Genomic DNA, 24,505 nt, shown 5'->3' with positions numbered 1-24,505 from the left:
TCTCCTACTTCTTCGGGAGTCCGGGCGGGTTGATCAGAGACTTCGGGACGGCCTCGTCGTCGAGGCCCCACTTCTTCAGGACCTTCGCGTAGCTGCCGTCGGCGATCGCCGCGTTGAGCGCGTCGGCGAGCGGCTTGACCAGGCCGTCGTCCTTCTTCGTGGTGATCCCGACCAGCCCCTGGACCGGGTAGCTGGACGAGACGGTGCCGACGATCTCGGTCTTGCCCTGGGTCGCGACGTGGTACGCCGCGGTCGGGTTCGGGCCGAGGTAGAGGTCGATCCGACCGGACTGCAGAGCGAGATACGTGTCGGCGGCCTGCTGGTAGTACTTGAGGTTCGCGGGCTTCAGGCCGGCGGCGACGTTCTGCTTGTTCCAGTCGACCAGGATCGCCTCCTGGAGCGTTCCGGAGCCGACCGCCACGGTCTTGCCGGAGATGTCGGCCGGACCCGTGATCTTGATCCCGGAGCCCTTCTTCGCCTCGAACGCGTGCAGCCCGAGCCGGTACGTCGCGAAGTCGTACTTCTCCTTGCGCAGCTCCGACACCCCGATGTTCGAGATGCCGACCTGGTACTTGCCGGAATCCAGTCCGAGGAAGAGGTTCTCCCAGCTGGTGGTGTCGATCTCGGCCTTCAGGCCGAGCACACTGGCCACCAGGTAGGCGATGTCGATCTCCACCCCGATCGGCGTCTTGTTGTCGTCGGCGGTGAATCCCAGCGGCGGCAGTCCACCACCGGCGGATCCGTTGCCGACGACAAGCTTTCCGCTGTCGCGGACGGCGGCCGGCAGCTCGGCGGCGATGCTGTCGACCTTCGCCGACGTGACGTGCTGCTGATCGGCCGAGGTGTCGAAGGCGACCACCGACGCGTCACCGGTCTTCGGTGCCGCTTCGGTCTGCGGGTCGGCGCATCCGGCCACCCCGAGCAGTACGGCGGCAACCAGGATCGAAAGGCGTTTCGTCATCAGAGGGTCCTCAGCTCGTCAGTGGGAGGCCGGGCGGGTTGATCTCGGAAGTGGTGACGGCCTCGCTCGACACGTTCCAGCGGGCCAGCACCTTGGCGTAGCTGCCGTCCGCGATCACCGCGTTCAGTGCCGCCTGGTAGGCCTTGACCAGGCCGCTGTCCTTCTTCGTGGTCGCGGCGATCAGGCCCTGCAGCGTCGGACCGGCGCCGGAGAACTTGCCGATCGTCTCGGTCTCGCCCGACGTCTTCACGTGGTAGGCGATCGAAGGGTTCGGGCCGAGGTAGGCATCGATCCGGCCGGAGCTCAGCGCCAGGTAGGTGTCGGTGTTCTTCTGGAAGTACTTGATCGTTGCCGCCGGCAACCCGGCCTTGACGTTCGCTTCGTTCCAGTCGACCAGGATCTTCTCCTGGTTGGTTCCCGAGCCGACCGCGATCGTCTTGCCGGCGATGTCCTTGGCGCCGCTGACTCGCCAGGTCCCGCCCTTCTTGGCCTCGAACGCGATGTCGTCCTTGCGATAGGTGGCGAAGTCGTACTTCTCCTTGCGCTTCTCGGTCACCGTGATGTTCGAGAGGCCCACGTCGTACTTGGCCGAATCGAGCCCGACGAACAGGTTCTCCCAGCTGGTCACCTCGAGCTCGGGTTTCAGGCCGAGCGACCCGGCGAGGAGATAGGCGATGTCCACCTCGAGACCGATCGGCGTCTTGTTGTCGTCGGCGTAGAACCCGAGCGGCACACTGCCGCTGCCGAAGCCCTCGCCGACGACCAGCGTGCCGCGGTCGCGGACCTTGGCCGGCAGCAGCGCCGCAGCAGCGTCGTTCTTCGTGGTCGTGACCCGATTCTGGTCGGCCGAGGTGTTCACACCGGTGTCGGTGGCGGCACTGGCCTGTGGGTCGGCACCGCAGCCGGCCAGTCCCAGCAGCAGGAGGCCGGCGGTGGCGATGATCAACGGAGTCTTCATCAGTCAGAGAACCTTGGAGATAAAGGCGCGAGTGCGCTCGTGGGCAGGGTTGTCGAGCACCTCGTGCGGAGGTCCGGACTCGACGATGCGGCCGCCGTCCATGAAGACCACCGTGTCGGCGATCTCCCGGGCGAAACCGATCTCGTGGGTGACGACGACCATCGTGGCGCCGTCGCGGGCAAGCTCCTTGATCACGTCGAGGACCTCACCGACCAGTTCTGGATCGAGCGCACTGGTGGGCTCGTCGAAGAGCAGCACCTTCGGCCGCAGCGCCAGCGCGCGGGCGATCGCAACCCGCTGCTGCTGGCCACCGGAGAGTTGCCGTGGATAGGCGTCGGCCTTCTCGCCGACACCGACCCGCTCCAGCAGTTCCCGGGCGAACCGCTCGACCTCGCTGCGCTTGCGGCGCTGCGCGGACACCGGCGCCTCGACGACGTTCTGCAGGACGGTCAGGTGCCCGAACAGGTTGAAGTTCTGGAACACGAACCCGACCTGGGATCGCTGCCGCAGGATCTCGCGTTCGCGCAGCTCGTGCAGCTTGTTGCCGCGCCGCCGGTAGCCCATCAGCTGTCCGTCGATCCGGATCAGCCCGCGATCCACCTTCTCCAGGTGATTGATCGAGCGCAGCAGCGTGGACTTCCCCGATCCGGACGGTCCCAGGATGACCGTCACCGTGCCGGCCGGGAGGTCGAGGTCGATGCCCTTCAGCACCTCGAGGTCGCCGAAGCTCTTGTGCACACCCTTCACGTCGATCATCGGCTCGTCCCTCGGGCGAAGCGCCGTTCGACGTAGTGCTGCACGATCGACAGCAGCGTGGTCAGCACGATGTACCAGACCGTCGCCACCATCAGCAGCGGTACGACGCGGCTGTTGCGGCCGTAGATCACCTGCACCTGGTAGAAGAGCTCGGGGATCGCCATCACCGAGACGATCGAGGTGCCCTTGAAGAGGCTGATCACCTCGTTCGCGCCGTTGGGCAGGATCGACCGCATCGCCTGTGGCAGCACGATCCGGAAGAACTGCCGCACCTTGGGAATCCCCAGCGCCGCCGCGGCCTCCACCTGACCGGCCTCGACCGAGATGATCCCGCCGCGGATGATCTCGGCGGCGTACGCGGCCTGGTGCAGCGCGAGCCCGAGGACGGCGGCGCCGAGCGGGCCGAACAGGTTGTTCGTACTGAAGTGCACGAACTCCGGTCCGAACGGGATCCCGATGCTCAGCTCCTGGTAGAGATAGGCGATGTTGAACCAGAACAGCAGCTGGACGATCAGCGGGATCGACCGGAAGGCCCAGATGTAGCCCCAGGCAACGACCTGCAGGAACGGGCTGTTCGACAGCCGCATCGTCGCCAGCACAGCGCCGAGGGCGAAGCCGAGCACCGTGCCGTAGATGGTCAGCTGGACCGTCACCCACAGCGCGGAGAAGATCGTCCGCGTCGTGAAGAACTGGAAGAACGTCGGCCAGTCCCATCCGGGGTTGGTGACGAGGCCGTGCACGAACATGGCGAGCAGGACGAGGACGACGGCGACGCCGACCCAGCGCCACGGATGGCGGCGGGCGACGACGGGCAGGTCGGCGTCGTCGGGGACGACGAGCTCCGGCGGGCCGGCACTGGGCACGGCGGACGTGACTGAGGTGGTCGACACAGTTCTCCCTGGCGGTGGGCAGGCTTCGCGGGGCACAGCGGGGCAGGCGTCCGTCAGCGGACGCCGCACGGGGTGCGGTCGGTGGGGCGGCGAGCGAGGGGTGGCTCAGGTCAGCGCGGACAGAGCGCGCTGGAAACCCGCAGCAGGTCGATGTGGATCCGGTAGTACGGCAGTTCGCGCGTCATCCCCGTCTCCTCTGTTTGCCACTGTTGCCTCGGTCATCCCAGTATGCGTCGGCCGCCAAAGGATAGTAAGACGGTCGACATTCCTCTCACCATGCGGACGCATCGACCGGATCACACCCCGGACCGGCACCGCCCTGCCCATGTCAGCGCGGTGTCGGTCCGGTGTCAGCGCCGGCCGTCATCGTCGGAGTCATGAACGACGCGATCCCACCCCTCCAGCAGGCTCATGGCACCCACGCATACTCATAGTCTTGCGTATACGCAGAGATGTACTTATGCTCAGAACACGATCCACACGAAAGGGCCGTCCCATGACGACTGAGGCAGTGATCCAGGTCCGAGGCCTGGAGAAGTCCTACAAAGACCTGCAGGTACTGCGCGGAGTCGACTTCGGGGTGCGGCGCGGCAGCATCTTCGCGCTGCTCGGCTCGAACGGAGCCGGCAAGACCACCGTCGTCCGCATCCTGGCCTCGCTGCTCAAGGCCGACGCGGGCACCGCGTCCGTCAACGGCTTCGACGTCGCGACCCAGGCCGGGCAGGTGCGCGAGTCGATCAGCCTGACCGGTCAGTTCGCGGCCGTCGACGAGATCCTGACCGGCCGGGAGAACCTCGTCCTGATCGCCAAGCTGCGCCACCTCGACAACCCGGGCGCCATCGCGGACGAGCTGCTCGAGCGCTTCTCGCTGACGGAGGCGGGCAAGCGCCGGGCCGGGACGTACTCGGGCGGTATGCGTCGCCGCCTGGACATCGCGATGAGCCTGATCGGCACCCCGCCGGTCGTGTTCCTGGACGAGCCGACCACCGGACTCGACCCGCAGGCCCGCATCGAGGTGTGGAACAGCGTCAAGCAGCTCGCCGAGCAGGGCAACACCGTGCTCCTCACCACCCAGTACCTGGACGAGGCCGAGAAGCTCGCCGACCGGATCGCGATCCTGCACCAGGGCCGGATCCTGGTCGAGGGCACCCTCGCCGACCTCAAGCAGCTGATGCCGCCGGCCAAGGTCGAGTACGTCGAGAAGCAGCCGACCCTCGAGGACATCTTCCTCACCCTGGTCGGCGACACCGGACAAGAGCCCGCCGCCGCGGGCGCGGACAAGTAAGGAACGAACCATGGCCAATCTCCTCGGCGACACCGCCGTTCTCACCGGTCGGTCCCTGAAGCACATCGCCCGCAGCCCGGACACGATCATCACCACCGCGCTGATGCCGATCGCGTTCCTGTTGCTGTTCGTCTACGTGTTCGGTGGCGCGATCCAGACCGGCACCGGCAAGTACGTCAACTACCTGCTGCCCGGCATCCTGCTGATCACGATCGCCTCCGGTGTCGCGTACACGGCGTTCCGGCTCTTCATGGATCTCAAGAGCGGCATCTTCGAACGCTTCCAGTCCCTGCCGATCGCCCGGCTGGGGGTGCTGTGGGGTCACGTCCTGACCTCGCTTGTCGCGAACCTGATCTCGCTGGCCGTAGTCATCGGCGTCGCGTTCGTCATGGGCTTCCGGACCGGCGCCGGCATCGGTGCCTGGCTCGCGGTGATCGGGATGCTGGTGCTGTTCACCCTCGCGGTGACCTGGCTGGCCGTGGTCGCGGGTCTGTCGGCCAAGACTGTCGACGGCGCGAGCGCGTTCTCGTACCCGCTGATCTTCCTGCCGTTCCTCAGCTCGGCCTTCGTCCCCACCGACACCATGCCCGGCGCGGTCCGCGCGTTCGCGAACAACCAGCCGGTGACCTCGATCGTCAACACGATCCGCAAGCTCTTCGCCGAGCAGCCGATCGGCAACGACCTCTGGATCGCGCTCGCCTGGTGCGTCGGCCTGCTCGTCGTCGCCTACGCGTTCGCGATGGCGATGTACCGCCGCAAGATCAGCTGATCACCCCGGCCGGGCCGTCCGTTGGGACGGCCCGGCCTGCGTTACATCCGCCCGCGAGCCTCGACGACCCAGCCGGCGATCGCGGCGGCGTCGCTGTCCGCGGCGAGCTTCTCCGCCTCGGCCAGCAGCTCGGCCGCCTCGTCTCGTCGACCTGCGTCGATCGCGTAATGCGCCAGCGCGACAAGGTTCGCGGCTACTCCGGGGAGGAAGCCGACGGTACGCCGCAGCTCGATCGATTCCCGCATCAGCGCACGCGCCTCGTCGGTACGCCCGGCGTCCTGCGCCACGAAGCTGAGGTGCCGCAACGCGTACGACCTGGTCAGCGCGTCGCCCGCCTGCTCGGCCCAATCACGTGACTGCTCGAAGTACGGCACGGACCGATCCTGCTCACCCAGGCACACCTGCAGATAACACCCGATCCAGAACGCCGCCTCCCCCTGACCCCGCACGTCCCCGAGCCCGCCGTACAACTCCGCCGCGCGCTCGAACAAGGCCAACTCAGCCGGCTCGACCTCGCGGTCGGCAAGAAACCGCACGTGAATCAGCCGTCCGCGCCCGAGACACAACGCAGCCTCAACCGCATCCAACTCCCGCCCCGCCAACCCCAACGCCTCGGCATCCCCACCAAACATCGCCCGCTCGTAAAGCTCCTGAGCCCGCTCGATCCCACCCACCACAAACCCCTTACGCCGCCCACCAAATCCGCCCGGAGTCTAACCTCGCCCAGGAGCAGAGATCGTCTACCGCGCGGTGATCCCGTGGGTGAGGCCGGTAGTTTGGCCGATTTCGACGAGGTAGCCGTCGGGGTCGCGCAGGTAGCACCGCAGTTCGGCGCCGCGGTCCTGGGGTTCGGTCAGGAAATAGGCGCCCTTGGCAACGGCCTCGGCGTAGAACGTGCCGATGTCGGCAACCCGGACGTTGAGGAACGCCGACACCGGGTCGCTCGGCTCCGGCGCGGTCAGCGTGACGTCGGGTTTGTCCGCGGTCGGTCCGCCGCCAGGGTTCATGATGATCCAGGTGTTGGCGATCTTGACCGTCGCCGGGTTCTCGGCCCGCACAATCTCCCCGCCGAAGATCTCCGCGTAGAACTTGCTCGACACCCGAACGTCGCGCACGGTCAGGAACTGCGTCACCACCAGGCCGTGCTCAGGTGCGGGAAAGTCGTCCACCGGTGTCTCCAAACGTAGAGTCGAGTGCTTTGCAGTACTGACAGCACACCGGCGACGGCTGTGACGAGCTTCAGAGTTTCGCGGGTGGGAGGGCCAGCCAGGCCGACCAGGTGATGTCGTGACCTAGGTAGCGGGGGTGCTGGAAGGGCCAGGCGGTGGTGATCCACTGGGGTACCAGCGCGTCGAGAGCGTGCTCCACGTCGGAGTCGACCAGGTTGTCGACCACCCACCAGGCGAGTTCGGCGTCGGCGCCGGTTCGTTCGGGTGGGTCGATGTAGACGCAGCCGAAGATCGCGGTCTCGTCCTCGTCCAGCAATGCGTAGTTGAACGACTCGTGCGCGGCGATCTCCCGCTCGTGCCGGAGCAGGTCGATGCGGTCCTCGTCGTACGTCATCGACTCCTGCGGCCACGACCAGGCCGGGCCGAAGATCTCCCACAACCGCGCCTGCGACCCCATCACCGCCGGGTAGTCGATGGCGGCGTCCGCCTCCCGAATCGGCCGCAGATGCAACCCGGTGCCGGGCACCGGCACGTGGATAGGGTGAACGAAGTCGTCGGGCAGCCAGCTCATGACGCCCGACCCTAGCCGGTGCACGGCGCATCCCGTTGGGTACCGGTGGCGGTATGACTGACGATGGGATGACCGAGAACGAGCGTCTGATCGATGCGTCGGTTGCGGAGGTCTTCGCGGTGCTGACCGACGGCTGGACGTACGCCGCCTGGGTCGTCGGCGCATCCCGGGTCCGTGACGTCGAGAGCGGCTGGCCGCAGCCCGGGCACAGCATCCATCACTCGGTGGGAGTCTGGCCACTCCTCCTGAACGACACCACGACAGTCGAACAGTACGAGCCGGACCGCTTCCTGCAACTCAAGGTGCGCGCGTGGCCGACCGGCGCCGGCATCGTCGAGTTCGTCGGCACCCACCACGACGGAAGATGCCGGCTGGTCATGCGGGAACAAGCAGTCAGCGGCCCGTTCGCCGCCGTCCCCCACCAGCTGATCGATCCGATCCTGCGCCTCCGCAACGATGAGTCCCTCTACCGTCTTGCCCTACTCGCCGAGAGCAAATCTCACTAGCCAGGCACTGTCCGTACAGTGATGGCCGTGCACACGGTTGATGCGGTCGTGTTTGATCTGGACGGCGTACTGGTCGACTCCGAGCCGTTGTGGGACGAGGTACGGCGACGCGTGGTTGCCGAGGCGGGACGGGAGTGGCCCGCGGACGCGACCGAGGCGCTGCAAGGGATGAGTACGCCGGAATGGGCGGCGTACCTGACCGATGAGGTCGGCGTGCCGGGTCGGGCCGAGGACGCGGCGGCGATGGTGATCGACCGGATGATCGACCGCTATCGCGAACGCCTACCGCTCCTGCCAGGTGCCGTCGAGGCCGTGAAGCGACTGGCGACCCATTGGCCGTTGGGACTCGCGTCGTCGTCACCCCGCCGGCTCATCGACGCCGTACTGGAGTCGGCCCACCTGACCGACGACTTCCGCGTGACGGTCTCCACCGAGGAGGTCGAGGCAGGCAAACCCTCCCCCGCGGTCTACAACGAGGCCGTACGGCGACTCCGAGCCACCCCATCCGCCGTCATCGCCATCGAGGACTCCAGCAACGGCCTCCGCGCCGCATCCGCGGCCGGCGTCCGGGTCATCGCCGTACCCAATCCGACCTACCCGCCACAGCCCGACGCGCTGGCGCTCGCTGACACCGTCGTCCGGTCCCTCGACGACCTCACCCCGACCCTCATCACCTCGCTGGTGTAACGCCCGGGGGTGTGCGGCGCGTCAGATAGGTGAGACGCGACGGAAGGGGAGGGATGACATCGACGACCGACGATTTCGAGGAGTTCGCCAGGGCGCGGACGCCGTACCTGTATCGGACCGCGAGGCTGCTGACCGGCGACCGCCACGAGGCCGAGGACCTGGTCCAGGAGACGCTGGCGAAGATGTTCCGGGCCTGGCGGGGCCTGCAGAAGATCGACAATCCGCCCGCCTACGCCCAGACCGTCCTGGTTCGCACCTTCATCTCGCAACGCCGCAGGCTGCGGGTGGCCGAGCGGGCGGCGTCGAAACACAGTGAGCCCGCCGCGCACGGCAGCGACATCGAGTTGCGGCTGGCGCTGGAACAGGCGTTGGGGCAACTCCTGCCGTTGGATCGTGCCGTCCTGGTGCTGCGGTACTTCGAAGATCGCAGCGTCGAGCAGGTTGCGATCGATCTGGGCAAGAAGCCCGGGGCGATCAGAACGAGGACATCGCGAGCGCTGGACCGGCTCCGCGACGTCCTCGGCGATGACTCCATCCGGCTGATCGCTCTCTGAGCAGAAGGAGCAGAAGATGAACAACCTGAACCAGACGCTGCCCGACCTGATGCGCCGGTACGCCGACCACCTCGAGCCAGAGTCCCCGGACCTGGTCGATCGAGGCATCCGGCGCGGCATCGCACTGCGCCGTCGCCGGACCGTTCTGCGCGGTCTGGGTGGCGCCACCGCGGCTCTGGCCACGGCCGGCATCGTCATCGGCGGCAGCCACCTCCTCGGCGGCGATCCCGGCGTCGCCGATGGGCGCGTCGTCGACACCGGGCCGACCGGGGCCACGGCCACCCCGGCCGACCCCGTCGTCAAGCCGATCAGCCCCGTCATCACGAAGGACACCCTGGCGACCCTGGTCTCCCTGCTCCCGCCGACGCTGAAGCTCAGCCACCAGCAGAGCTTCCGCCAACCCGGCTTCGACCGCGCCGAAGTCGTCGTCGACGACGGCCTGGGACTGTCGCAGCTGGCGGTCGAGATCACCCCGGACGATGCGCTGCCGACGTGCAAGGGCCCGCAGCCCGGAACCTGCGTCCATCGCCCGGACGGATCGGTGATCGTCACCTCCACGGACCAACCGACCCCGGCCGGCGTCCTGGCCAACTCGGTGGCGATCACCCGTAAGGGCATCGGAACCGTCACCTTCGCCAGCTTCAACGCGACCGACGGGAAAGCGGTCAAGGACCGGGCCAAGCCGGCGTTCACCGTTGCCGCGTTGACCAAGTTCGCGGACAACCAGGTCTGGTGGACACCACCGAAGACCCGTCCCACCATCGTCTCCGCCCAGCAGACGTTGCAGACCCTGCGCAACCTGTTGCCGCGCGAGGTGACTGTCACCCGACCCGAAAGCGGGAGCGAGCGCTCGCCGTACCGCAACACTGCGTCGTACGTCGTCAACGACGGTCGAGGGTTGTCCCGAATCGGGGTCAGCGTTTCCTATGAGGTGCCGGTCACCAAGTGTTCGGCAGAGATCGTGCACTGCCAGGTCCTTGCGGGCGGCGCGGTGGTCGGCTGGTCAGAAAATGTCCCCGAGTACACCGACTCACGCCAACAGCTCAAGGGAGTCGTCGCCAACCAGGCGGAGCTGCATTACCCGGACGGGCGCACCATCACCCTGACCAGCCTGAACGGTCCGGACGAGAAGAACACCAAGCACACTCGCCCGGAGCCTGCCGTCGGCGCCAAAGTGCTCCTGGACATGGCCTTCAGCAAGAACTGGCAGTTCCCCGGGATCGCGGTGAAGTAGCGGTCATGCGGAGAAGGCTGTCGGCAGGGTCGCCTGGGTAGGTGGCAGATTCACGACCGGGTGGACGGTGGGCGACAGAGTCATCGGGGCCTCGGTGGACGTGCAGGCCTGCCGGCACCACGCGGCTACCTCGTCGGCGGCGGGGCGGTCGTCGGGGCTCTTGGCGAGCATCCGCAGGAGGTAGTTCCTGAATCCGCTGTCGAACCGGTCCGGCAGGGCCGGCACCGCGGCTACGTGCAAACGCAGTACGCCGGTCGGGGTGTCGGCCACGAACGGCAGGTCGCCGGTGAGTAGCTGGTACAGCACGCAGCCGAGGGAGTAGATGTCGGCGGGCGGCCCGGCCGATTCGGCCCTGGCCCGCTCCGGGGCGACGTAGTCGCTGGTCCCGAGAATCCCACCGCCGGCGGCCCGCTCGTCCACTCGGTCGCCCAGGAAGCAGGCGATCCCGAAGTCGGCGACCTTGATCGTCCCGTCGTTCGTCATCAGCAGGTTGCTCGGCTTGATGTCGCGATGCACCACACCCTGCTCGTGCGCGGCCGACAATCCCTCGGCGGCCTGGGCGATCACCCGGGCCGCGAGCGACGGGGCGAACGGACCGAACTCACGCAGGGCCGCGGCCACGGTGTTGCCCACGACGAGCTCCATCACGAGATAGAAGCTGTCCGCGTGCGGGCCGAAGTCGTGGACGCCGACGACATGCGGATTGTTCACCACCGCCGCCGCCTGAGCCTCGCGGTGGAACCTCTCCCCTGCCTCGGCGTCCTGACCACCTTGTTTGAGCAGCTTCACCGCGACCGGCCGGGTGAGAACCTCATCGGTAGCACGCCACACCTCACCCATACCGCCTCGGCCGATGACCGCGTCGAGCTGATACCGATCCGCGATGCGCATCCGCCACCTCCCGGGGCCAGTTTGCGCTTCTGGTACCCCTGGCGCGGCAAACCGCAACAGAACCTCGCCAACTGTCACCTGGCAGCCATCAGGCTGAGACCAAACCGCGCCGAACCCCACACCAATCCGTGCTGGTACGACGATCAGCGGAGTTCGACGAGCTGGGTGAGGGCCTTGGCGTCCGTCGCACTGTGCTGCGCGAGCTCGGTGAAGAAGTGCGCGACATGGCCGGTTGCCAGGTGCCGGCGGAACGCCTCGGTGTCGGTGTAGATCTCGTACAGGTAGAACACGCCGGCATGCGCGACATCCTGGAACGACCGGAATTCCACGCAGCCCGGCTCTCGTCGTACGGCGACCGCCAGCTGCGCGATCGCGGTGGCGAGCTGCTCTTCGTGACCCGGGACCGCACGGACGATCGCGACCATGGGACGTTCACCAGGCGGTAGGTCGTCACCCAGCTCGGGCATGAACCGCCGGTCGTCGGCGTTCACGGGACCAGCACCCGCGTGCCTGGAAGAACCAGGCGAACGTCGACGTCCGGGGCGAGCCTGGCCACCGCGTCCGCGTAGTGACGGGGATCCTGGTCTGCTTTGGTGACCAGCCGGTCACCGAGCCATCCACTGTGGAAGGCGTAGTGGTGCGGCACGGCAACGGTCGGAGCGAGAGCGGCGGTCAATCCTGCCGCCTCCTCGGCGTCCATGACCACTTGCCGCAGATTCATCGGCCGGATGCACAGACCGTTCGTCGGCACGATGGCCAGGTCGATCCGGCCGAGTCGCTCGGGGATGGTGTCCAGCTCCGGGACGCGCAGCGAATCGGCGCCGAAGAACACGCTGCGCCCGCCGGCGCTGATGACGAACGTGACCTCGTGAACGCCGTGCTGCCCGGGCGTCGCGGTCACCGTGACAGCTCCGGCCGTGCCAGCTCCGACCGTAGTGGCCTCCCATGCCTCGATGGCGCGGACGTCGCGAAACCCCTTGCCCTGGGCAATGGTCGCGACCGTGCCGGGGCCGATCAGCGGAACGTCGAGATCGAAGCCCGCGGCAACCAATGCATCCAGATCGCAGTGGTCGTAGTGCTCGTGACTGACGACGACGGCGTCGATCCGGCCGAGGTCTTCGATGCTCGAGGCAACGGGTTCGCCCGGGTAGTAGGTCGCGGTCTGGGTGAACCATGGATCGGTGAGGATGCGGGCTGCGCCGATCTCGATCAGCTGGGACGCGTGCCCGATCCGGGTCACCGCGAGTGCGGTCGGCATGAGGTCAGCTCCTTCCGAGGTCAAGGAGCGCGCCCAGCAGCTCTTCGGGGGTCTCGACCTGCGGCAGGTGGCCGGTCCGCGGCAGCAGCGCGAACGTCGCCTGCGGGATCGCGGCCGCAAAGGCCTTGCCGTACTCGGCGTCGGCGATGCCGTCGCTCTCGCCCCACACCACCTGGACCGGTACGTCGACACCGGCGAGTCGCTCGACCAGGGTCGGATCGGACATGGTCGGGCCGGCGTAGCCGATCAGCGCCTGCACATCCGGGCTCGGGCCGCTGCCGCCGTCGGGCGGCGGAGTGGGCGCCTTGCTGGGGTCGTGGAAGGAGAGTGCCCGGATCTCCGGCAGCGACATGCCGCTGATGTCCGTGATCGGGTGGCCGTCGACCTCGATGCCGATTCCGTCGACGATCACGATGCCGCTGACCCGCGGGCTGTGCTGCAGTGCGATCTCGGCAGCCAGCCACCCGCCGAACGAGTTGCCGATCACGGTCACGTCCGCGAGGTCGAGCTCGTCGAGCATCGCGACGTAGGCGCGGGCCAGTTCGGCGACACCGGAGAGCGCCGCGGGCTTCGTCGTACCGCCGAAACCTGGGTGGGTCGGCAGTAGCACGCGCGAGTGGGTGCGCTCAGCGAGGAGGTCGGCGAAGCCGCTCATCGTCTGCACCCCACCGCCGCCGTGCAGCAGCAGGAACGGGCGGGTCCGGTCGTGATCCTGAACGGTGATCTCGGCCGAGGCGACCGCGACGGTACGACTGCGCGTGGGCCGGAGGCTACCGGCGGGGATCGGAGTGCTCATGATTCCTTCTCTCAAGGTTGTTATATACGGAACCTTAGATCAACTTCCTTAGATAGACAACCCCTCGGCCGACGTCGACGGGTTGCCGTGCGGCCGGCGTTATGGGTCGCCTGGTTTACTGGCGGCATGCTGAGGGCGCAGCGCCGGACAGAGGTTTGGGGCCAGCGGTTCAACGCTGCCACCGCGGCGGTTGTCCGCCGGCTGCCGGGAAGGTTTTCCGAGCTCGTGCCGCCGAGCCTGATCGGCTTCATCGTGATCAACGGCTTCACTTTCGGCGTTGACCTGGGCCTTCTCACCGTCTTTCACTCGGGCCTGCGGCTGCCGTTGTGGCTGTCGATCACGATCGCCTACAGCCTCGCCTTCGCTGTGGCGTATGTCCTCAACCGCACGTTCAACTTCCGTTCACATGGTGCGGTGGGCAAGCAGTTCGCGATGTACGTGATCGTTGTCGTGGTCAACTATCTGGTCTGGATCCTCGGCGTCGGTACGGGCGCAGCCGCCCTCGGCGTCGAGTACCACGTCGCGCGAGTGATCGCCGGCGCCTGCGAGGCGATCTACATGTACTGCGCTCTTCGCTGGCTCGTCTTCCGCCGCTCGCCCCACCGCGAGAAGAAGGTCCCCAGCCTGAGCGGCGTCTAGCCCAGCCAGGTCTGCAGCGGCGGCAACTCGTCGTACGACGACGCCCAGGCGACATACCCGTCCGGACGGATCAGTAGCGTTCGGACGCCGTCCCACTCGAACTCCGCGGTCACCACATCCAAGTGCTCAGAAGATTCAACTGGCATGGAAGTGAGCAGGACGAACTTCCCGGTGTGCAGTAGGCCGTAGAGCGTGGGAGCTGGAGCGTCGAGCAGGTCGAGGTCCGGCACACGTTCGCCCGCCAGTAAGCCGGCACCTGGGTAGCGAGTGCCGATCCCGGACAGGCGTACGGCGAGGTCGCGGCAGACCGACGGATGCGTGCCGAGGAGGTCGTTGAAGCGGTCCCGCAGCGCGACGCCTTCCCTGCTGGGGTTGGCGAACAGCGCACTCTGCGCGAGAGCGTCGTCGATGACCTCGAGGCCGACGGCGTACCGCTCGTCGTGGTAGCTGTCCAGCAATCCGGGTGGCGCCCAGCCGCGGATCTCGGCGGCCAGCTTCCAGCCCAGGTTGGTCGCGTCCTGCAGCCCGAGGTTCAGGCCCTGACCACCGGCCGGAAAGTGGATATGCGCGGCATCGCCGGCCAAGAACACCCGACCCGCCCGGTACGACATCGCCTGCCTGGTCGCATTGCCGACCCGGCTCAGCCACATGTCCGAAGACTTGCGCATGCCGAAATCGGTGCCCATCAGGCGCAGCGTGCTCGCGCGCAGATCCTCCAGCGTCACAGACTTGTCGGCCGGATCGTCCAGCGTCGTGTGATCTAACGCCGCAAGCCGGTATCGGCCACCGCCGAGCGCGACCATGAACACCGAACCACCTGGCTGGTTGAGGGTCAACGCCGGTGCCGACGGCGGGTCGGTCAGCTCGATGTCGCCCAGGATCGACTGCCAGGTGTCGGGGGTGCCGGCGTACTCGATCCCGGCCGCGGCGCGGACCGTACTCGCGGCACCGTCGCAGCCGACGACGTACGCGGCGCGGATAGTGTCTGCCCCTTCGGGCGAACTCACCTCGACGTCGACGCCGGTGTCGTCGGGCCGGATGCCGGTGACGTCGTACCGCCTGAGGTAGGGCACACCTAGCTCGGCCAGGTGCTCCTCCAGCAGCTCTTCCGTGCGGGACTGCGGGAGGAAGAGCGTGAACGGGTACCGGGTTTCGAGGAACGAGAAGTCCAGGCGATTCCTGAGGATCGCGAAGTGCGACGACGGGACTGGTACGCCTTCGGCCAGCCAGCGATCCGCGAGCCCACGCATGGCGAACTGCTCCAGCGTCCGCGGGTAGACCGTCAGCGCCTTCGAATGCCGCGGCCGCTCGGCGCGCCGCTCGAGCACGACCGCACGCACCCCACCCCGACACAACTCAGCCGCCAACCACATCCCAACCGGCCCCCCACCAACCACCACCACGTCATACGCATCCATCCGGCCCCCCAGGTTCACCGGAAACTATCACCGCTTGCGGGACCACGCACCGATCACTGCCGGGAGGATCTGGACGGCGTTGGCGGTTAGGGCGTCGGTTTGGAGGCGGGTGGCGAGGGTGTTTACGTCGGCTTCGGCGGCGGTTGTGCTGCCGAAGCGTTCCAGGAAGGGCATCAGGCTGCGGACCGACTCGGCCAGGAGCGCGTATCCGGGCCAATCGGGTCCCGCGCCCATCGGCGCCTCGTGCCGAAGCTGCGGTCCGTCCAGACCGGCGTCGACAAAGGTCTGGTGGAGTCGATGGCCCATGTTGACGACCGGCAGCGTGAGATCGGCCGGTGGGCGCATCCAGCGCCGCAACTCGGCGTGCAGCGGTGTCTCCGGATAGGTGTACGCCGGAACCGTCAGGTCAGCGCTCTCCTGGAAGACGACCACACCCCCGGGACGCAGATGCGACGCCAGACGCCGGAGGAGCTCGGCCGGGTCGGCGATGTACATCAGGATCCAGCGGCCGACGACGGCGTCGTACTCGCCGTCGAGCTCGAGCGTCTCCAGGGTCCCGTGCCGGAACTCGACGTTCTCCCACCCGACCGCGTCGACGCGATCCCGGGCGAAGTCGAGGATCTTCTCGTTCATGTCGATCCCGGTGACCTGGCCCTGCGGCCCGACGAGGTCGGCGCACAGCAACGCGACCTCGCCGGAACCACTCCCGATCTCGAGGACCTTCATGCCACGGCCGACGCCCGCGTCCTTCAGCAGTTGGCGAGTCATCGGCGCATAGATCTGGTGCTGCAGGATCAGCCGCCGGGCTTCGGCATCGGTCCGGCCCGGCGCATAGGTGTCGTCAAGCGTTGTCATGCCGGCGATACGCCGCCGGCCGCGACCGCGGTTCGCTCAGAGGAGGGAGCGGAGGGTTTGCAGGGCGGGGACGCGCTCTTGCCACGGGATTTCCATCGCCCAGAAGGCTTCGGTGACGCCCAGTGGCTCCAGCTTGGTGAGGTCCGCGGCGACCTGCTCGGCCGAACCGGCCAGCAGCGGACGGTCGGATCCGAGCGGCTCCGGGGTGATGTCGTTGTTGACGCGCACGATGATCGGCAGGACGGCCGGGTCGTGTCCGGCCTCGGCCGCCGCCGCTCTGAACCGGGTCGTGACGGCCTCCAGCGAGGCGAGGTCGCTCGCGATCGGGTTGATCCCGACCCCGGCCCGAGCGGCGCGATCGATACCCGCCGGCGAACCCGTACCCACCACGATCGGCGGACCGCCGGCCTGCGCGGGCTTGGGCCCGGCGTCGGACTCGGCGAACTGGTAGAAGCGGCCGGAGAAGGACACCGGATCCGGCGCCCAGACCGCGCGCATCGCGTCGAGATACTCGCTGAACCCTGCGCCACGGCGGCTCATCGGGATGCCTGCGGTCGCGAACTCCTCGGCCATCCAGCCCTGACCCAGACCGACGACGACACGACCGCCACTCAGCTGGTCCAGCGTCGCGTACCGGCGGCCGAGGATCGCCGGCGGATGGAAGAGCGCGTTGACGATCGAGGTGCCCAGGCGGATCCGGCTCGTCCGGGCGGCGACGTACGCGAGGGTCTCCAGCGGGGCGTAGCTCACGTTGTAGTGGGGCGGCAGGACGAAGGCCGGGCCGGTACCGGCCCGGACCCCCGCGATCGGGCGCAGGATCCGCTCGAACGTCCACAGACTGTCCAGCCCGATCCGCTCCGCCGCTTCGGCCGTCTCGACGATGGGCCCCGGCCCGGAGTTCTCGGCGCCGTACGACGGAAGCGCGATCCCCAGTTGCATCAGTTTCTCCTCGGTCGCAGTGGATGCCCGGCAACGTTTGTCACCGTACGCCGACCTGGAGAGGTTGGCCTCGCGGGTTGGTTGCCCGCGAGGCCGTCTCGTTACTTACCTGTGGTGTAGCGGATCACGTCGTTCCGCAGAGCATCGCCGGAGACCTTGACGATGCGCAGGGTGTGGTTACCGTCCTTCAGCCCGGTCTGGCTGAACACCTGCTGGCTGGTAAGCCGCACTGGGCTGGACAGGTTGACCCGGCGGACGACCTGCCCGTCGATGTACACGTCTGCTTCGCCCTGGTCCGGTGCGAGTGCGGTGATCCAGTCGACACTCGTACCGCTGAAGGTGAAGTTGATCGCCGCGCCGTTCGCGGTGGCGTAGTGCACGTCGTCGTGGTGGTCGCCGCGGAACGTGAAGTCGAGCACCACGTTGCCGACCGGCTGCGCCGCGAGATAGGCCGCCTTGACCGTTACGACGTTCCCGGCGACCGTGTAGTCGGTCCCCTGCACCAGCGCCTTGCCGGCGTTGGCGACCCCGGCAAGCTCACCCGGGTCGCGGCCGAGCGTCGTACTGATGTCGGCCGGCGCCTTCTTGTCGAACGACGCGGTGCCGGGATCCAGCAGGCTCTCCTGCCGGACATTCAGCTTGTCCACCAGCATGAACTGACCGGACTTCTTCACCCCACGAATGGTGTGCGTGCCGTTCGGCAGATCCGAGATGCTGTAGACGACCTGCTGAGCCGCCCGCGCATCGGCGTGGGTGTCCACCGTCGCCTTGAGCTGACCGTCGACGTAGATCTCGACCTCACCCTGCGACGGGTCCTTCTCGGTCACGTAGTCCACGCCGGTCCCGACGAAGCTGTACGTGAACGCGTCGCCGTTGGTCTCCGTGTACTGCACGTCGTCCAGATAGTCACCGAGCCCGCGCCCCGTACTCCGACTCCACGAACCCGTGTAGGTGATCTGCGAGTTGTCGTTGTTGATGAAGGTGGTTCGCGAGCCCGCGGTCACCGCGGACGGCTGTGCCTCCTGCGCTTGTGCCTCTTGCGATTGTGTCTGCAGCGGCTGGACGTTCAGTTGCGGCTTGAGCTGCGGCTTCAGGCCGGGCTGCACGGACTGCTTTCCGGCGGCCGTCTTTCCGGCGGACGGCGTCGAGGAGTCCGACACGGCGACGGTCAAGGGCTCGGACACGGCCGGGACCTCGTAGTTGCCGTTGCGCTGCCAGTTGCCGTCGTACGAGACCCGCAGGTCGTCGTCGTTCACACTGATCTTCGAGTTCTTCTGCGGGGTGACCTTGAACAGCCGAGTGCCATGCGGCGGTACGACGGCAGCCGTGTAGCCGGTCCCGAACTGTCCCAGGTCCTTCTTCGCCCACAGATCGCGCACCTTGGCGGAACTGGCGGACAGTCCGAGGTCCGACCAGTTCACGGTCATGTTGGCCTCGGTGGTGGAAAGGTTGAACAAGGCAACGGTGTACGAACCGTCCGCGTTCAGCGAGTACCAGGTCTGCCGGTTGGTCTTGGTCGACACCGGTTGGGCCGGACGTCCGGCCTGGTCGACCGCGATCACCTCGCGGTTGGTGAGCAGCTCCAGGCCGAAGTCGTCGAGCCTGGTCATGTCGTTGCCGATGTAGAACGGCGCCGCGGAGACTGCCCAGAGGGTTGCCGCCGTACGGCGCTCGTCCTTGGTCAGACCGTCCATCGTGCCGTTACCGACGTCGAGCGAGTCGAGGTCGTTCCAGCCACCCGGTCCGCCGTGGCGCCACCAGTCGGCCATGCGGGGGAAGAGACGGGAGATGCTCGACCAGACGGTCAGTGCCTCGCCGGTGCAGTAGCACTCGACGTCCCAGTCGACGCGCCAGCCGTTCGCCCACTGCTTCCAGTAGTCGGCCTGGCTGATGTCGACGGCCCAGGAGAGCTCGAGCCAGATCTTGTGCCGGGCCAGCGCGGTCGACCAGGCCTTGACCTCGTCGCGGGCGTCCATCGACAGGTCGTTGGTGCCCGAGCCCGGCGTCACGCTGTCGAACTTGAGGAAGTTGATGCCCCAGCTGGCGTAGAGGTCGGCGATCGAGTCGATGTACTTCTGCGCGCACGGCTTGGTGAAGTCGATCCGGTAGCCGAAGCCCCAGGCGTCACCCTTCTGCAGTGGCCGTACGGCGAGGTCGCCGGTCGTACACCCGGGAGCGCCGTACACCGGCAGGTTGGCGTCCATCATCGCCTGCGAGATACCGGGGATGCCGTAGATGCCGATCTTCTGGCCGTTCGCGTGGACGTAGTCGATCAGGGCCTGGAAGCCGTGCGGGTACAGCGTGGCGCTCGGGACGGGCCGGCCGTAGGCGTCGACGCCGCCGTTCCAGCCGGCGTCGATGTTGATCCGGTCGTAGCCGTACGGCTGCAGCTTCTTGTGCATCGCGTCCGACTGCGCCTTGATCTGCGCCTCGGTGATCCAGCTGCCGCCGTTCGGGTTGAACACCTGCATGCTGTAGCTGCTCCAGCCCATGTAGGGCTTCTTCGCGATGTCCCCGGCCGGCGGGTACGACGGAGCCGCGGGCGTGGTGGCGGCGACCGGAGCGGCCGGCGCGGCGACGACGGCAGGAGCGGCAGTGTGAGGGGATGCCGCGGTGCCGGCGGCGGACGCGGCCGTCAGGCCGGCCGGAAGCAGGGCAACCAGCGCGAGCCCCACGAGGGACCCCCGGATCGCCTTGTTCCGAAGGAATCTGGTCATGAGCGGGTGACCTCTCGGGTATGTTCTCAAGGACCTTCCGATCGGCGCCAGACCGTGCGGATCGGATAGGATATCTGAACCCTGAAGCCTCCGAGAGACCTTGTCAATGGTCCGGACAGCAAAACTTTCGACCGGAAAGTAAGTGGCCCGGCCGCCACCGGGACCAGACAAGACACAGCCACCCGAACGCCGTTCGGGTGGCTGTGCGCGCGCTACCCCGCGGGTCAGTCCTTGAAGGCGTCCTTCACCTTCTCGCCCGCCTGCTTCAGGTCGGCCTCCGTCTTCTCCGCCTGGCCCTCCGCCTGCAGGTCACGATCGTCGGTCGCGTCGCCGGTCTTCTCCTTGATCTTGCCCTTGGCGGACTCGGCGGCGTTCTTCATCTTGTCTCCGATACCCATCGGATTCTCCTTCGGTCGATCGTTGACCCCCTCCGGGTGCCCGCCCCCGCCCCATCCATGCACACCGACCGGAACCGATCTGACCCGAAGTGGTTTCTCCCAGGCTGACCATCAGGTCGGGCTTATGGTCGGGGCATGGCGACCGGAGTCCAGGAGGACAATCGCGGGCAGTTCCACTTCAGTCCGCGGCGGGGGTGGATGAACGACCCCAACGGGTTGCTCTACTACCGCGGCACGTATCACTTCTACTTCCAGCACGCGCCGGACAGCCTGGTCTGGGACACGATGCACTGGGGACACGCGACCAGTCCGGATCTGGTGCATTGGGAGCAGCAGGCCGACGCGCTCGACCCCGCGGTTCATCCCGGCGAGCTGTGGTCGGGCGGCGGGGTCGTCGACGGACAGAACACATCCGGGCTGAAGGACGGCGACGACGACCCGATCATGGTCTTCTCCGGCACACAGGGCGTCCGGATGTTCTACAGCCTCGACGGTGGGATGACGTTCACGCCGTACGACGAAGGCCGCATCGTGGCCCAGCCGAGCGGGCGCGAGAGCCGGGACCCGAAGGTGGTCCGGCACGAACCGAGCGGCACCTGGGCCATGGTGGTGTGGTCGGACGACAACGGGAACGGCGCCGACTTCTTCACGTCGACCGACCTGCGTACCTGGGAGCGGACGAGCCGGTACGTCGCCGACTGGTTCTTCGAGTGCCCGGACTTCACGCCGATGTTGCTCGACGGGACCGTGGCGTGGGTACTGCGGGACGCCCGCGGTTCGTACGTCGTCGGCGATTTCGACGGTCGCGAGTTCACGACGGACTGGTCGGAGCCACGCACGATCACGGTGAATCCCGGTGGCGCGGGCGGTCATTATTATGCAGCGCAGTCGTTCGAGAACCTGCCGGACGGGCGCGTGGTCACGATGGCCTGGCAGGGCCTGAACCGCGGCTCGGTCTGGACCGGGAACGCGAGCTTCCCGGTCGAGCAGTGGCTGGTCACGACCGGCCACGGACCGCGGGTGTTCAGCCGGCCGGTCGACGAGCTCGAGACCCTGCGGCGGTCGGCGACGACCTGGGGAGCCTCGACGCTCACCCCGGAAACCGCTCCGGCGTTGCTGGCCGACGTCACGGGGACGTCGTACGAGCTCGAGGCGACCTTCGACCTCGACGAGGTCACGAGCGGCTCGTTCACGTTCCGGCTGCGGACCGGACCTGATGGCTCGGCCGCGCGCGAGATCACCTACGACCTCGGCGCCGGTCTGCTGGACGGTCTGCCACTCGCGGTCGACGGGACGCTGACGTTGCGTCTGCTCGTCGACCGCGGCCAGCTGGCGATCTTCGCCGGCGAAGGCTCGTACTACGCCTGCTACAACGTCGACTTCGACACCATCGCCACCGGCGACGGCCTGGAACTCACCACCACGACTCCCTTGCGGCTGGAGTCCCTGACCGTCCACCAACTGTCGTCGATCTGGTAAATCAGCAACCGTTCCGTACGGCGGTGTGCAGCGCCTGCCGGTGCAGCCGGTCGAGGTGCTCCGTGATCTCCGCCGCCGTAGTTGCCACTAGCAACTAAACCTCACACCGCAACAGGCGAACCAAGCTACTTCGCCCCGCGGCCGTTCGAGTTGGGGGTCGATCGGCCGGGATTGTCGAGTCGTGGATTTCGGCGGGATTCTCCGCGTGTCGCCGACCCCGATCCACGACTCGATGCCAGGTGCGGGTGGATCTCGCGATGTGAGCGGCCTGGTCCGGGTGGCGGGATTCGCCTTGTGGGGCGGGGTTCGGGAGGATGTTGGGTCCGGAACGAGAAGAGATCCTCCCCGACCTGACTGTGGCCGGCTGGTGCGTGACAGGTGGAAGGCCATGTCCGGAGAGCGGGGATGCGCCGAGGGCCGGGTGAGGTGGGGACTCTCGCCTGTCGAAAGAGGTGGTTCGTTCGTTCCCCACCTCACCCGTTTCGGGCTGGTGATCCGGTAGACCGAACGTTCTGTCCGGGTGGCGGGTCGGGAGCCTCAGTACTGGGGGAACTTGGCCCAGAAGTTGTCGCAGTTGTGGGCTGTGGAGAGGTTGACCTGGCTGATCGTGCCGGTGACCAGGTTCTGCGTCGTCGTACCGTCGAAGCCGGGCCAGTGCGGTAGGCCGGGGCCGTTCGGGTTGCCGGTACGGGCGAAGTTGGTCCAGTAGCCGATCATGGACTTGGACAGCGCGGCCTGGGCCGGGTTGAAGTCGCTGTTGAAGTCCATCAGGTACTGCACCTCGGAGCCGTGGTACGCGTCCGCGACGTACCCCGGGGGAAAGATGCCGAGCACGCCCGACGGCGCCGTCCGGTCGGCGAACGTGTAGGTCCAGACCGGCGTACGCCTGGCCAGCTGCCGCGAGTCGGTCAGCGCGGTGCAGATCCAGGCCCGGTCGGTGCCGACCGTGTTCCACGCCTGGAGCGGATCGCGGTAGTTCGCGACCGGGTACTGCTTCTCGACCGTGGCGGCAGCCTTCGAGCCGAAGCTGTTGACCAGCTGCGCCCGGTAGCCGGCCGCCGTCATCGGGCCGTCGAACTCCTGCAGCCAGCCGAAGAAGGCCTGCTCGTCGCGGGTGTTGCCCTCGATCACCGGAACCCGGTTGAACCAGCCGGCCTTCAGCGCCTTGCGGGGATCCAGCGGCAGCGTCGGCGTACCGGAGCCGCCGTGCAGAAAGCGACCCTGCTGCTGGAGCAGTTTGACCGCGGGGAGCTTGCGCAGGCAGGCCAGGTCGGAACAACCGAGCTCCTTGCCGACCTTCTTCCCCTCGGCGGCGATCTCGCTGCGAGGCGCGTACCAGTCCTGCTGCGGCGCACCGGGGTACTGCAGACCCTTCGGCCAGTTCATGTGGCAGGAGCCGCTCTCGATGATCGCGCGCTGGAACAACCCGGCCGCCGTCGGGGAGGCCAGTTGCGCACAGGTCGACATACCGCCGGCCGACTGGCCGAAGATGGTGAGGTTGTGCGGGTCGCCACCGAAGGCCCGCGCGTTGCGCTGCACCCACCGGAACGCCGCCTGCTGGTCCTGGAACGTCTCCGTCCCGGAGTCGATCATCCCGGGGTAGCCGAACAGGCCCATCGTCCCGAGCCGGTAGTTGATCGACACGACCACGACGTCCCCGGCCTTGGCCAGCCAGTCACCGTGGTAGGTGCTGTTGTTGTCGGCGACGAAGCCGCCACCATGGATCCAGACCATCACCGGGCGCGGCCGCGACGACGCGGCCGCCGGTGCGTACACATCGGCGTACAGACAGTCCTCGCTCGAGCCGGGCAGCAAGGCGTCGGGGTCCTCGGGGTCGAGCTGTGCACAGAACGGCGACGGCTTGGTCGCGTCCAGCACGCCGGCCCATGGCGCCGCCGGCTGCGGCGGGGCGAAGCGCCGGACCCCGACCGGCGCAGCGGCGAACGGGAGCTTCGTGAAGGTCGCGATCCCGTCCTTCGTCGCGCCCTTGACCAGGCCGTTGTCGGTGCGGACCACGTCACTTACTGCCTGGGCAGCTTCCTGCCCAGGCTTTTTCATGTCTGCCTGGCCGGCAGCGGCAATACTGCCTACCAGGACCACCGCTGCCGCGGTCGCGATCGCAACCCGGCGAAGTGTTCTCGAAGTCATGTCGGGGACTCTAGCGATCGGTTGCCCCCGGCAACCTCAACCAAAAGTATCTCGGCGTGCTCTCTTCGGTGGACTCTCCTGAGGCGAACGACCGAGGGGAACGCCCTGAAGAGAACGGATGCCACATGCGTCTCACTCGTCAGCTCGTCACCACGGTGGCGGTCGGAGCCGGCCTGATCGGCGGCGCTCTGACCTCGACCGCGCCCGCCTTCGCGACCGACTCCAAGCCGTGCGGTCCGGTCTGGCAGCACCCGCAGCACGGCCCCGTGCAGACCTGCCCGGACTGGGCGCCGGACCTCAACGTCCCGGTCTTCCCGACCGCCTTCCCCGGGACGCCGGTCGGGTACATGCGGGCCGCGAACAACAATTGGTACCAGTGCCAGCTGCAGACCAGCGGTGAGTACTACCTGGGCGCGTCCCACAACGACTGGTGGGCCCGCACCGAGGCCGACAACGGCATCTGGGGCTGGGTCCCAGAGGTCTACTTCCAAGGCGGCGGCAACGACGAGCCCGACGGCGCCCTCGCCCGCTGCTGACCTCACATCACCGCTCGACTGCCCGGGTCCGCGGACCCGGGCAGTCGTACGTCCGGGACCCGGATCGGTGCGTCGCGACATCTATCCGGTG

The 24,505-nt window shown here is 67.6% G+C and carries 27 protein-coding genes; 9 read left to right on the top strand and 18 right to left on the bottom strand.

All coding sequences use genetic code 11. From position 1 onward, the window contains the following. Window positions 1–4: 4 nt before the first annotated feature. From ACWF4Z_RS05570 to ACWF4Z_RS05550, 5 genes are all read right to left on the bottom strand, one after another. The gene (locus tag ACWF4Z_RS05570) at window positions 5–961 is read right to left on the bottom strand and encodes an ABC transporter substrate-binding protein (protein ID WP_452241737.1); all 957 of its coding nucleotides are present in this window, start codon (window positions 959–961) and stop codon (window positions 5–7) included. 10 nt (window positions 962–971) lie between these two features. Then, entirely contained in the window at window positions 972–1,919 is a 948-nt protein-coding gene (locus tag ACWF4Z_RS05565; RefSeq protein ID WP_452241736.1) for an ABC transporter substrate-binding protein, read from the bottom strand. A 3-nt stretch (window positions 1,920–1,922) separates the two neighbouring features. Continuing rightward, window positions 1,923–2,675, bottom strand: a complete 753-nt coding sequence (locus ACWF4Z_RS05560; protein WP_452241735.1) for an amino acid ABC transporter ATP-binding protein — start codon at window positions 2,673–2,675, stop codon at window positions 1,923–1,925. After that, window positions 2,672–3,565, bottom strand: coding sequence for an amino acid ABC transporter permease (locus tag ACWF4Z_RS05555; protein ID WP_452241734.1), 894 nt, complete (start codon window positions 3,563–3,565; stop codon window positions 2,672–2,674). Before ACWF4Z_RS05555 ends, ACWF4Z_RS05560 begins: the two co-directional genes overlap by 4 nt. 110 nt (window positions 3,566–3,675) lie before the next feature. Then, entirely contained in the window at window positions 3,676–3,750 is a 75-nt protein-coding gene (locus ACWF4Z_RS05550; protein WP_452241940.1) for a putative leader peptide, read from the bottom strand. Window positions 3,751–4,061: 311 nt separating this feature from the next. On the opposite strand from ACWF4Z_RS05550, the gene ACWF4Z_RS05545 reads away from it, so the two are divergent. Further along, window positions 4,062–4,850 carry an ABC transporter ATP-binding protein gene (locus ACWF4Z_RS05545; RefSeq protein WP_452241733.1) on the top strand — a complete coding sequence of 263 codons (789 nt, stop codon included), beginning with the start codon at window positions 4,062–4,064 and terminating at the stop codon, window positions 4,848–4,850. 10 nt (window positions 4,851–4,860) lie between these two features. Continuing rightward, window positions 4,861–5,619: an ABC transporter permease gene (locus ACWF4Z_RS05540; protein ID WP_452241732.1), complete on the top strand. Its 759-nt coding sequence runs from the start codon at window positions 4,861–4,863 to the stop codon at window positions 5,617–5,619. A gap of 41 nt (window positions 5,620–5,660) precedes the next feature. Here ACWF4Z_RS05540 and ACWF4Z_RS05535 read toward each other — a convergent pair whose 3' ends face one another. From ACWF4Z_RS05535 to ACWF4Z_RS05525, 3 genes are all read right to left on the bottom strand, one after another. Further along, window positions 5,661–6,293 (bottom strand): tetratricopeptide repeat protein, encoded by a 633-nt coding sequence (locus ACWF4Z_RS05535; protein ID WP_452241731.1) that lies wholly within the window; start codon window positions 6,291–6,293, stop codon window positions 5,661–5,663. A gap of 66 nt (window positions 6,294–6,359) precedes the next feature. Further along, window positions 6,360–6,788, bottom strand: a complete 429-nt coding sequence (locus tag ACWF4Z_RS05530) for a VOC family protein (protein ID WP_452241730.1) — start codon at window positions 6,786–6,788, stop codon at window positions 6,360–6,362. Between the two features lie 70 nt (window positions 6,789–6,858). After that, entirely contained in the window at window positions 6,859–7,359 is a 501-nt protein-coding gene (locus ACWF4Z_RS05525; RefSeq protein WP_452241729.1) for a hypothetical protein, read from the bottom strand. A gap of 53 nt (window positions 7,360–7,412) precedes the next feature. On the opposite strand from ACWF4Z_RS05525, the gene ACWF4Z_RS05520 reads away from it, so the two are divergent. From ACWF4Z_RS05520 to ACWF4Z_RS05505, 4 genes are read left to right on the top strand one after another with little or no spacing between them, the layout of a single operon-like run. Continuing rightward, a complete protein-coding gene (locus ACWF4Z_RS05520) occupies window positions 7,413–7,865 on the top strand; it encodes an SRPBCC family protein (protein WP_452241728.1) in 453 nt (150 codons plus the stop codon). Between the two features lie 27 nt (window positions 7,866–7,892). Beyond that, window positions 7,893–8,552, top strand: coding sequence for an HAD family hydrolase (locus tag ACWF4Z_RS05515; RefSeq protein WP_452241727.1), 660 nt, complete (start codon window positions 7,893–7,895; stop codon window positions 8,550–8,552). Between the two features lie 53 nt (window positions 8,553–8,605). Next, the gene (locus tag ACWF4Z_RS05510; protein WP_452241726.1) at window positions 8,606–9,106 is read left to right on the top strand and encodes a SigE family RNA polymerase sigma factor; all 501 of its coding nucleotides are present in this window, start codon (window positions 8,606–8,608) and stop codon (window positions 9,104–9,106) included. A 16-nt stretch (window positions 9,107–9,122) separates the two neighbouring features. Further along, window positions 9,123–10,340 carry a hypothetical protein gene (locus ACWF4Z_RS05505; RefSeq protein ID WP_452241725.1) on the top strand — a complete coding sequence of 406 codons (1,218 nt, stop codon included), beginning with the start codon at window positions 9,123–9,125 and terminating at the stop codon, window positions 10,338–10,340. Between the two features lie 3 nt (window positions 10,341–10,343). Here ACWF4Z_RS05505 and ACWF4Z_RS05500 read toward each other — a convergent pair whose 3' ends face one another. The 4 genes from ACWF4Z_RS05500 to ACWF4Z_RS05485 all read right to left on the bottom strand — a co-directional run bounded on the left by ACWF4Z_RS05500 (window position 10,344) and on the right by ACWF4Z_RS05485 (window position 13,285). After that, window positions 10,344–11,231, bottom strand: a complete 888-nt coding sequence (locus ACWF4Z_RS05500) for a serine/threonine-protein kinase (protein ID WP_452241724.1) — start codon at window positions 11,229–11,231, stop codon at window positions 10,344–10,346. A 143-nt stretch (window positions 11,232–11,374) separates the two neighbouring features. Further along, entirely contained in the window at window positions 11,375–11,722 is a 348-nt protein-coding gene (locus ACWF4Z_RS05495; protein ID WP_452241723.1) for a putative quinol monooxygenase, read from the bottom strand. Then, entirely contained in the window at window positions 11,719–12,489 is a 771-nt protein-coding gene (locus ACWF4Z_RS05490) for an MBL fold metallo-hydrolase (protein ID WP_452241722.1), read from the bottom strand. Before ACWF4Z_RS05490 ends, ACWF4Z_RS05495 begins: the two co-directional genes overlap by 4 nt. Before the next feature lie 4 nt (window positions 12,490–12,493). After that, complete coding sequence (locus tag ACWF4Z_RS05485; protein WP_452241721.1) at window positions 12,494–13,285, bottom strand: alpha/beta fold hydrolase; 792 nt, start codon at window positions 13,283–13,285, stop codon at window positions 12,494–12,496. 126 nt (window positions 13,286–13,411) lie between these two features. Here ACWF4Z_RS05485 and ACWF4Z_RS05480 point away from each other — a divergent pair, with 126 nt between their 5' ends. After that, complete coding sequence (locus tag ACWF4Z_RS05480) at window positions 13,412–13,924, top strand: GtrA family protein (protein ID WP_452241720.1); 513 nt, start codon at window positions 13,412–13,414, stop codon at window positions 13,922–13,924. On the opposite strand, the gene ACWF4Z_RS05475 is transcribed toward ACWF4Z_RS05480, so the two are convergent. The 5 genes from ACWF4Z_RS05475 to ACWF4Z_RS05455 form a co-directional block, all read right to left on the bottom strand. Then, window positions 13,921–15,342 (bottom strand): FAD-dependent monooxygenase, encoded by a 1,422-nt coding sequence (locus ACWF4Z_RS05475; RefSeq protein WP_452241719.1) that lies wholly within the window; start codon window positions 15,340–15,342, stop codon window positions 13,921–13,923. The two genes, ACWF4Z_RS05480 and ACWF4Z_RS05475, sit on opposite strands and share 4 nt — an antisense overlap. Before the next feature lie 27 nt (window positions 15,343–15,369). Next, the gene (locus ACWF4Z_RS05470; protein WP_452241718.1) at window positions 15,370–16,197 is read right to left on the bottom strand and encodes a class I SAM-dependent methyltransferase; all 828 of its coding nucleotides are present in this window, start codon (window positions 16,195–16,197) and stop codon (window positions 15,370–15,372) included. Between the two features lie 36 nt (window positions 16,198–16,233). Beyond that, complete coding sequence (locus ACWF4Z_RS05465) at window positions 16,234–17,136, bottom strand: TIGR03619 family F420-dependent LLM class oxidoreductase (RefSeq protein ID WP_452241717.1); 903 nt, start codon at window positions 17,134–17,136, stop codon at window positions 16,234–16,236. 101 nt (window positions 17,137–17,237) lie between these two features. Further along, entirely contained in the window at window positions 17,238–19,853 is a 2,616-nt protein-coding gene (locus tag ACWF4Z_RS05460; protein ID WP_452241716.1) for a X2-like carbohydrate binding domain-containing protein, read from the bottom strand. Window positions 19,854–20,077: 224 nt separating this feature from the next. Beyond that, window positions 20,078–20,251, bottom strand: coding sequence for a CsbD family protein (locus ACWF4Z_RS05455; protein WP_452241715.1), 174 nt, complete (start codon window positions 20,249–20,251; stop codon window positions 20,078–20,080). A 135-nt stretch (window positions 20,252–20,386) separates the two neighbouring features. On the opposite strand from ACWF4Z_RS05455, the gene ACWF4Z_RS05450 reads away from it, so the two are divergent. After that, entirely contained in the window at window positions 20,387–21,730 is a 1,344-nt protein-coding gene (locus tag ACWF4Z_RS05450) for a glycoside hydrolase family 32 protein (RefSeq protein ID WP_452241714.1), read from the top strand. Between the two features lie 537 nt (window positions 21,731–22,267). Here the strand turns inward: ACWF4Z_RS05450 and ACWF4Z_RS05445 are convergent. After that, entirely contained in the window at window positions 22,268–23,878 is a 1,611-nt protein-coding gene (locus tag ACWF4Z_RS05445) for a carboxylesterase/lipase family protein (RefSeq protein ID WP_452241713.1), read from the bottom strand. Window positions 23,879–24,003: 125 nt separating this feature from the next. On the opposite strand from ACWF4Z_RS05445, the gene ACWF4Z_RS05440 reads away from it, so the two are divergent. Next, window positions 24,004–24,414, top strand: a complete 411-nt coding sequence (locus ACWF4Z_RS05440; protein ID WP_452241712.1) for a hypothetical protein — start codon at window positions 24,004–24,006, stop codon at window positions 24,412–24,414. Window positions 24,415–24,505 lie beyond the last annotated feature (91 nt).

This window comes from Kribbella sp. NPDC055071 (assembly GCF_053608045.1).
The sequence above is the reverse complement of the archived record's forward strand: the minus strand, read 5'-3'. Positions and strand labels throughout refer to the sequence as shown.

What these genes read in the sequence shown, in the direction of transcription:
- ACWF4Z_RS05570 (WP_452241737.1), bottom strand. Translation starts at nt 961, where the DNA reads ATGACGAAACGCCTTTCGATCCTGGTTGCCGCCGTACTGCTCGGGGTG.
- ACWF4Z_RS05565 (WP_452241736.1), bottom strand. Translation starts at nt 1,919, where the DNA reads ATGAAGACTCCGTTGATCATCGCCACCGCCGGCCTCCTGCTGCTGGGA.
- ACWF4Z_RS05560 (WP_452241735.1), bottom strand. Translation starts at nt 2,675, where the DNA reads ATGATCGACGTGAAGGGTGTGCACAAGAGCTTCGGCGACCTCGAGGTG.
- ACWF4Z_RS05545 (WP_452241733.1), top strand. Translation starts at nt 4,062, where the DNA reads ATGACGACTGAGGCAGTGATCCAGGTCCGAGGCCTGGAGAAGTCCTAC.
- ACWF4Z_RS05540 (WP_452241732.1), top strand. Translation starts at nt 4,861, where the DNA reads ATGGCCAATCTCCTCGGCGACACCGCCGTTCTCACCGGTCGGTCCCTG.
- ACWF4Z_RS05525 (WP_452241729.1), bottom strand. Translation starts at nt 7,359, where the DNA reads ATGAGCTGGCTGCCCGACGACTTCGTTCACCCTATCCACGTGCCGGTG.
- ACWF4Z_RS05520 (WP_452241728.1), top strand. Translation starts at nt 7,413, where the DNA reads ATGACTGACGATGGGATGACCGAGAACGAGCGTCTGATCGATGCGTCG.
- ACWF4Z_RS05510 (WP_452241726.1), top strand. Translation starts at nt 8,606, where the DNA reads ATGACATCGACGACCGACGATTTCGAGGAGTTCGCCAGGGCGCGGACG.
- ACWF4Z_RS05505 (WP_452241725.1), top strand. Translation starts at nt 9,123, where the DNA reads ATGAACAACCTGAACCAGACGCTGCCCGACCTGATGCGCCGGTACGCC.
- ACWF4Z_RS05500 (WP_452241724.1), bottom strand. Translation starts at nt 11,231, where the DNA reads ATGCGCATCGCGGATCGGTATCAGCTCGACGCGGTCATCGGCCGAGGC.
- ACWF4Z_RS05490 (WP_452241722.1), bottom strand. Translation starts at nt 12,489, where the DNA reads ATGCCGACCGCACTCGCGGTGACCCGGATCGGGCACGCGTCCCAGCTG.
- ACWF4Z_RS05485 (WP_452241721.1), bottom strand. Translation starts at nt 13,285, where the DNA reads ATGAGCACTCCGATCCCCGCCGGTAGCCTCCGGCCCACGCGCAGTCGT.
- ACWF4Z_RS05480 (WP_452241720.1), top strand. Translation starts at nt 13,412, where the DNA reads ATGCTGAGGGCGCAGCGCCGGACAGAGGTTTGGGGCCAGCGGTTCAAC.
- ACWF4Z_RS05475 (WP_452241719.1), bottom strand. Translation starts at nt 15,342, where the DNA reads ATGGATGCGTATGACGTGGTGGTGGTTGGTGGGGGGCCGGTTGGGATG.
- ACWF4Z_RS05470 (WP_452241718.1), bottom strand. Translation starts at nt 16,197, where the DNA reads ATGACAACGCTTGACGACACCTATGCGCCGGGCCGGACCGATGCCGAA.
- ACWF4Z_RS05465 (WP_452241717.1), bottom strand. Translation starts at nt 17,136, where the DNA reads ATGCAACTGGGGATCGCGCTTCCGTCGTACGGCGCCGAGAACTCCGGG.
- ACWF4Z_RS05460 (WP_452241716.1), bottom strand. Translation starts at nt 19,853, where the DNA reads ATGACCAGATTCCTTCGGAACAAGGCGATCCGGGGGTCCCTCGTGGGG.
- ACWF4Z_RS05455 (WP_452241715.1), bottom strand. Translation starts at nt 20,251, where the DNA reads ATGGGTATCGGAGACAAGATGAAGAACGCCGCCGAGTCCGCCAAGGGC.
- ACWF4Z_RS05450 (WP_452241714.1), top strand. Translation starts at nt 20,387, where the DNA reads ATGGCGACCGGAGTCCAGGAGGACAATCGCGGGCAGTTCCACTTCAGT.
- ACWF4Z_RS05445 (WP_452241713.1), bottom strand. Translation starts at nt 23,878, where the DNA reads ATGACTTCGAGAACACTTCGCCGGGTTGCGATCGCGACCGCGGCAGCG.
- ACWF4Z_RS05440 (WP_452241712.1), top strand. Translation starts at nt 24,004, where the DNA reads ATGCGTCTCACTCGTCAGCTCGTCACCACGGTGGCGGTCGGAGCCGGC.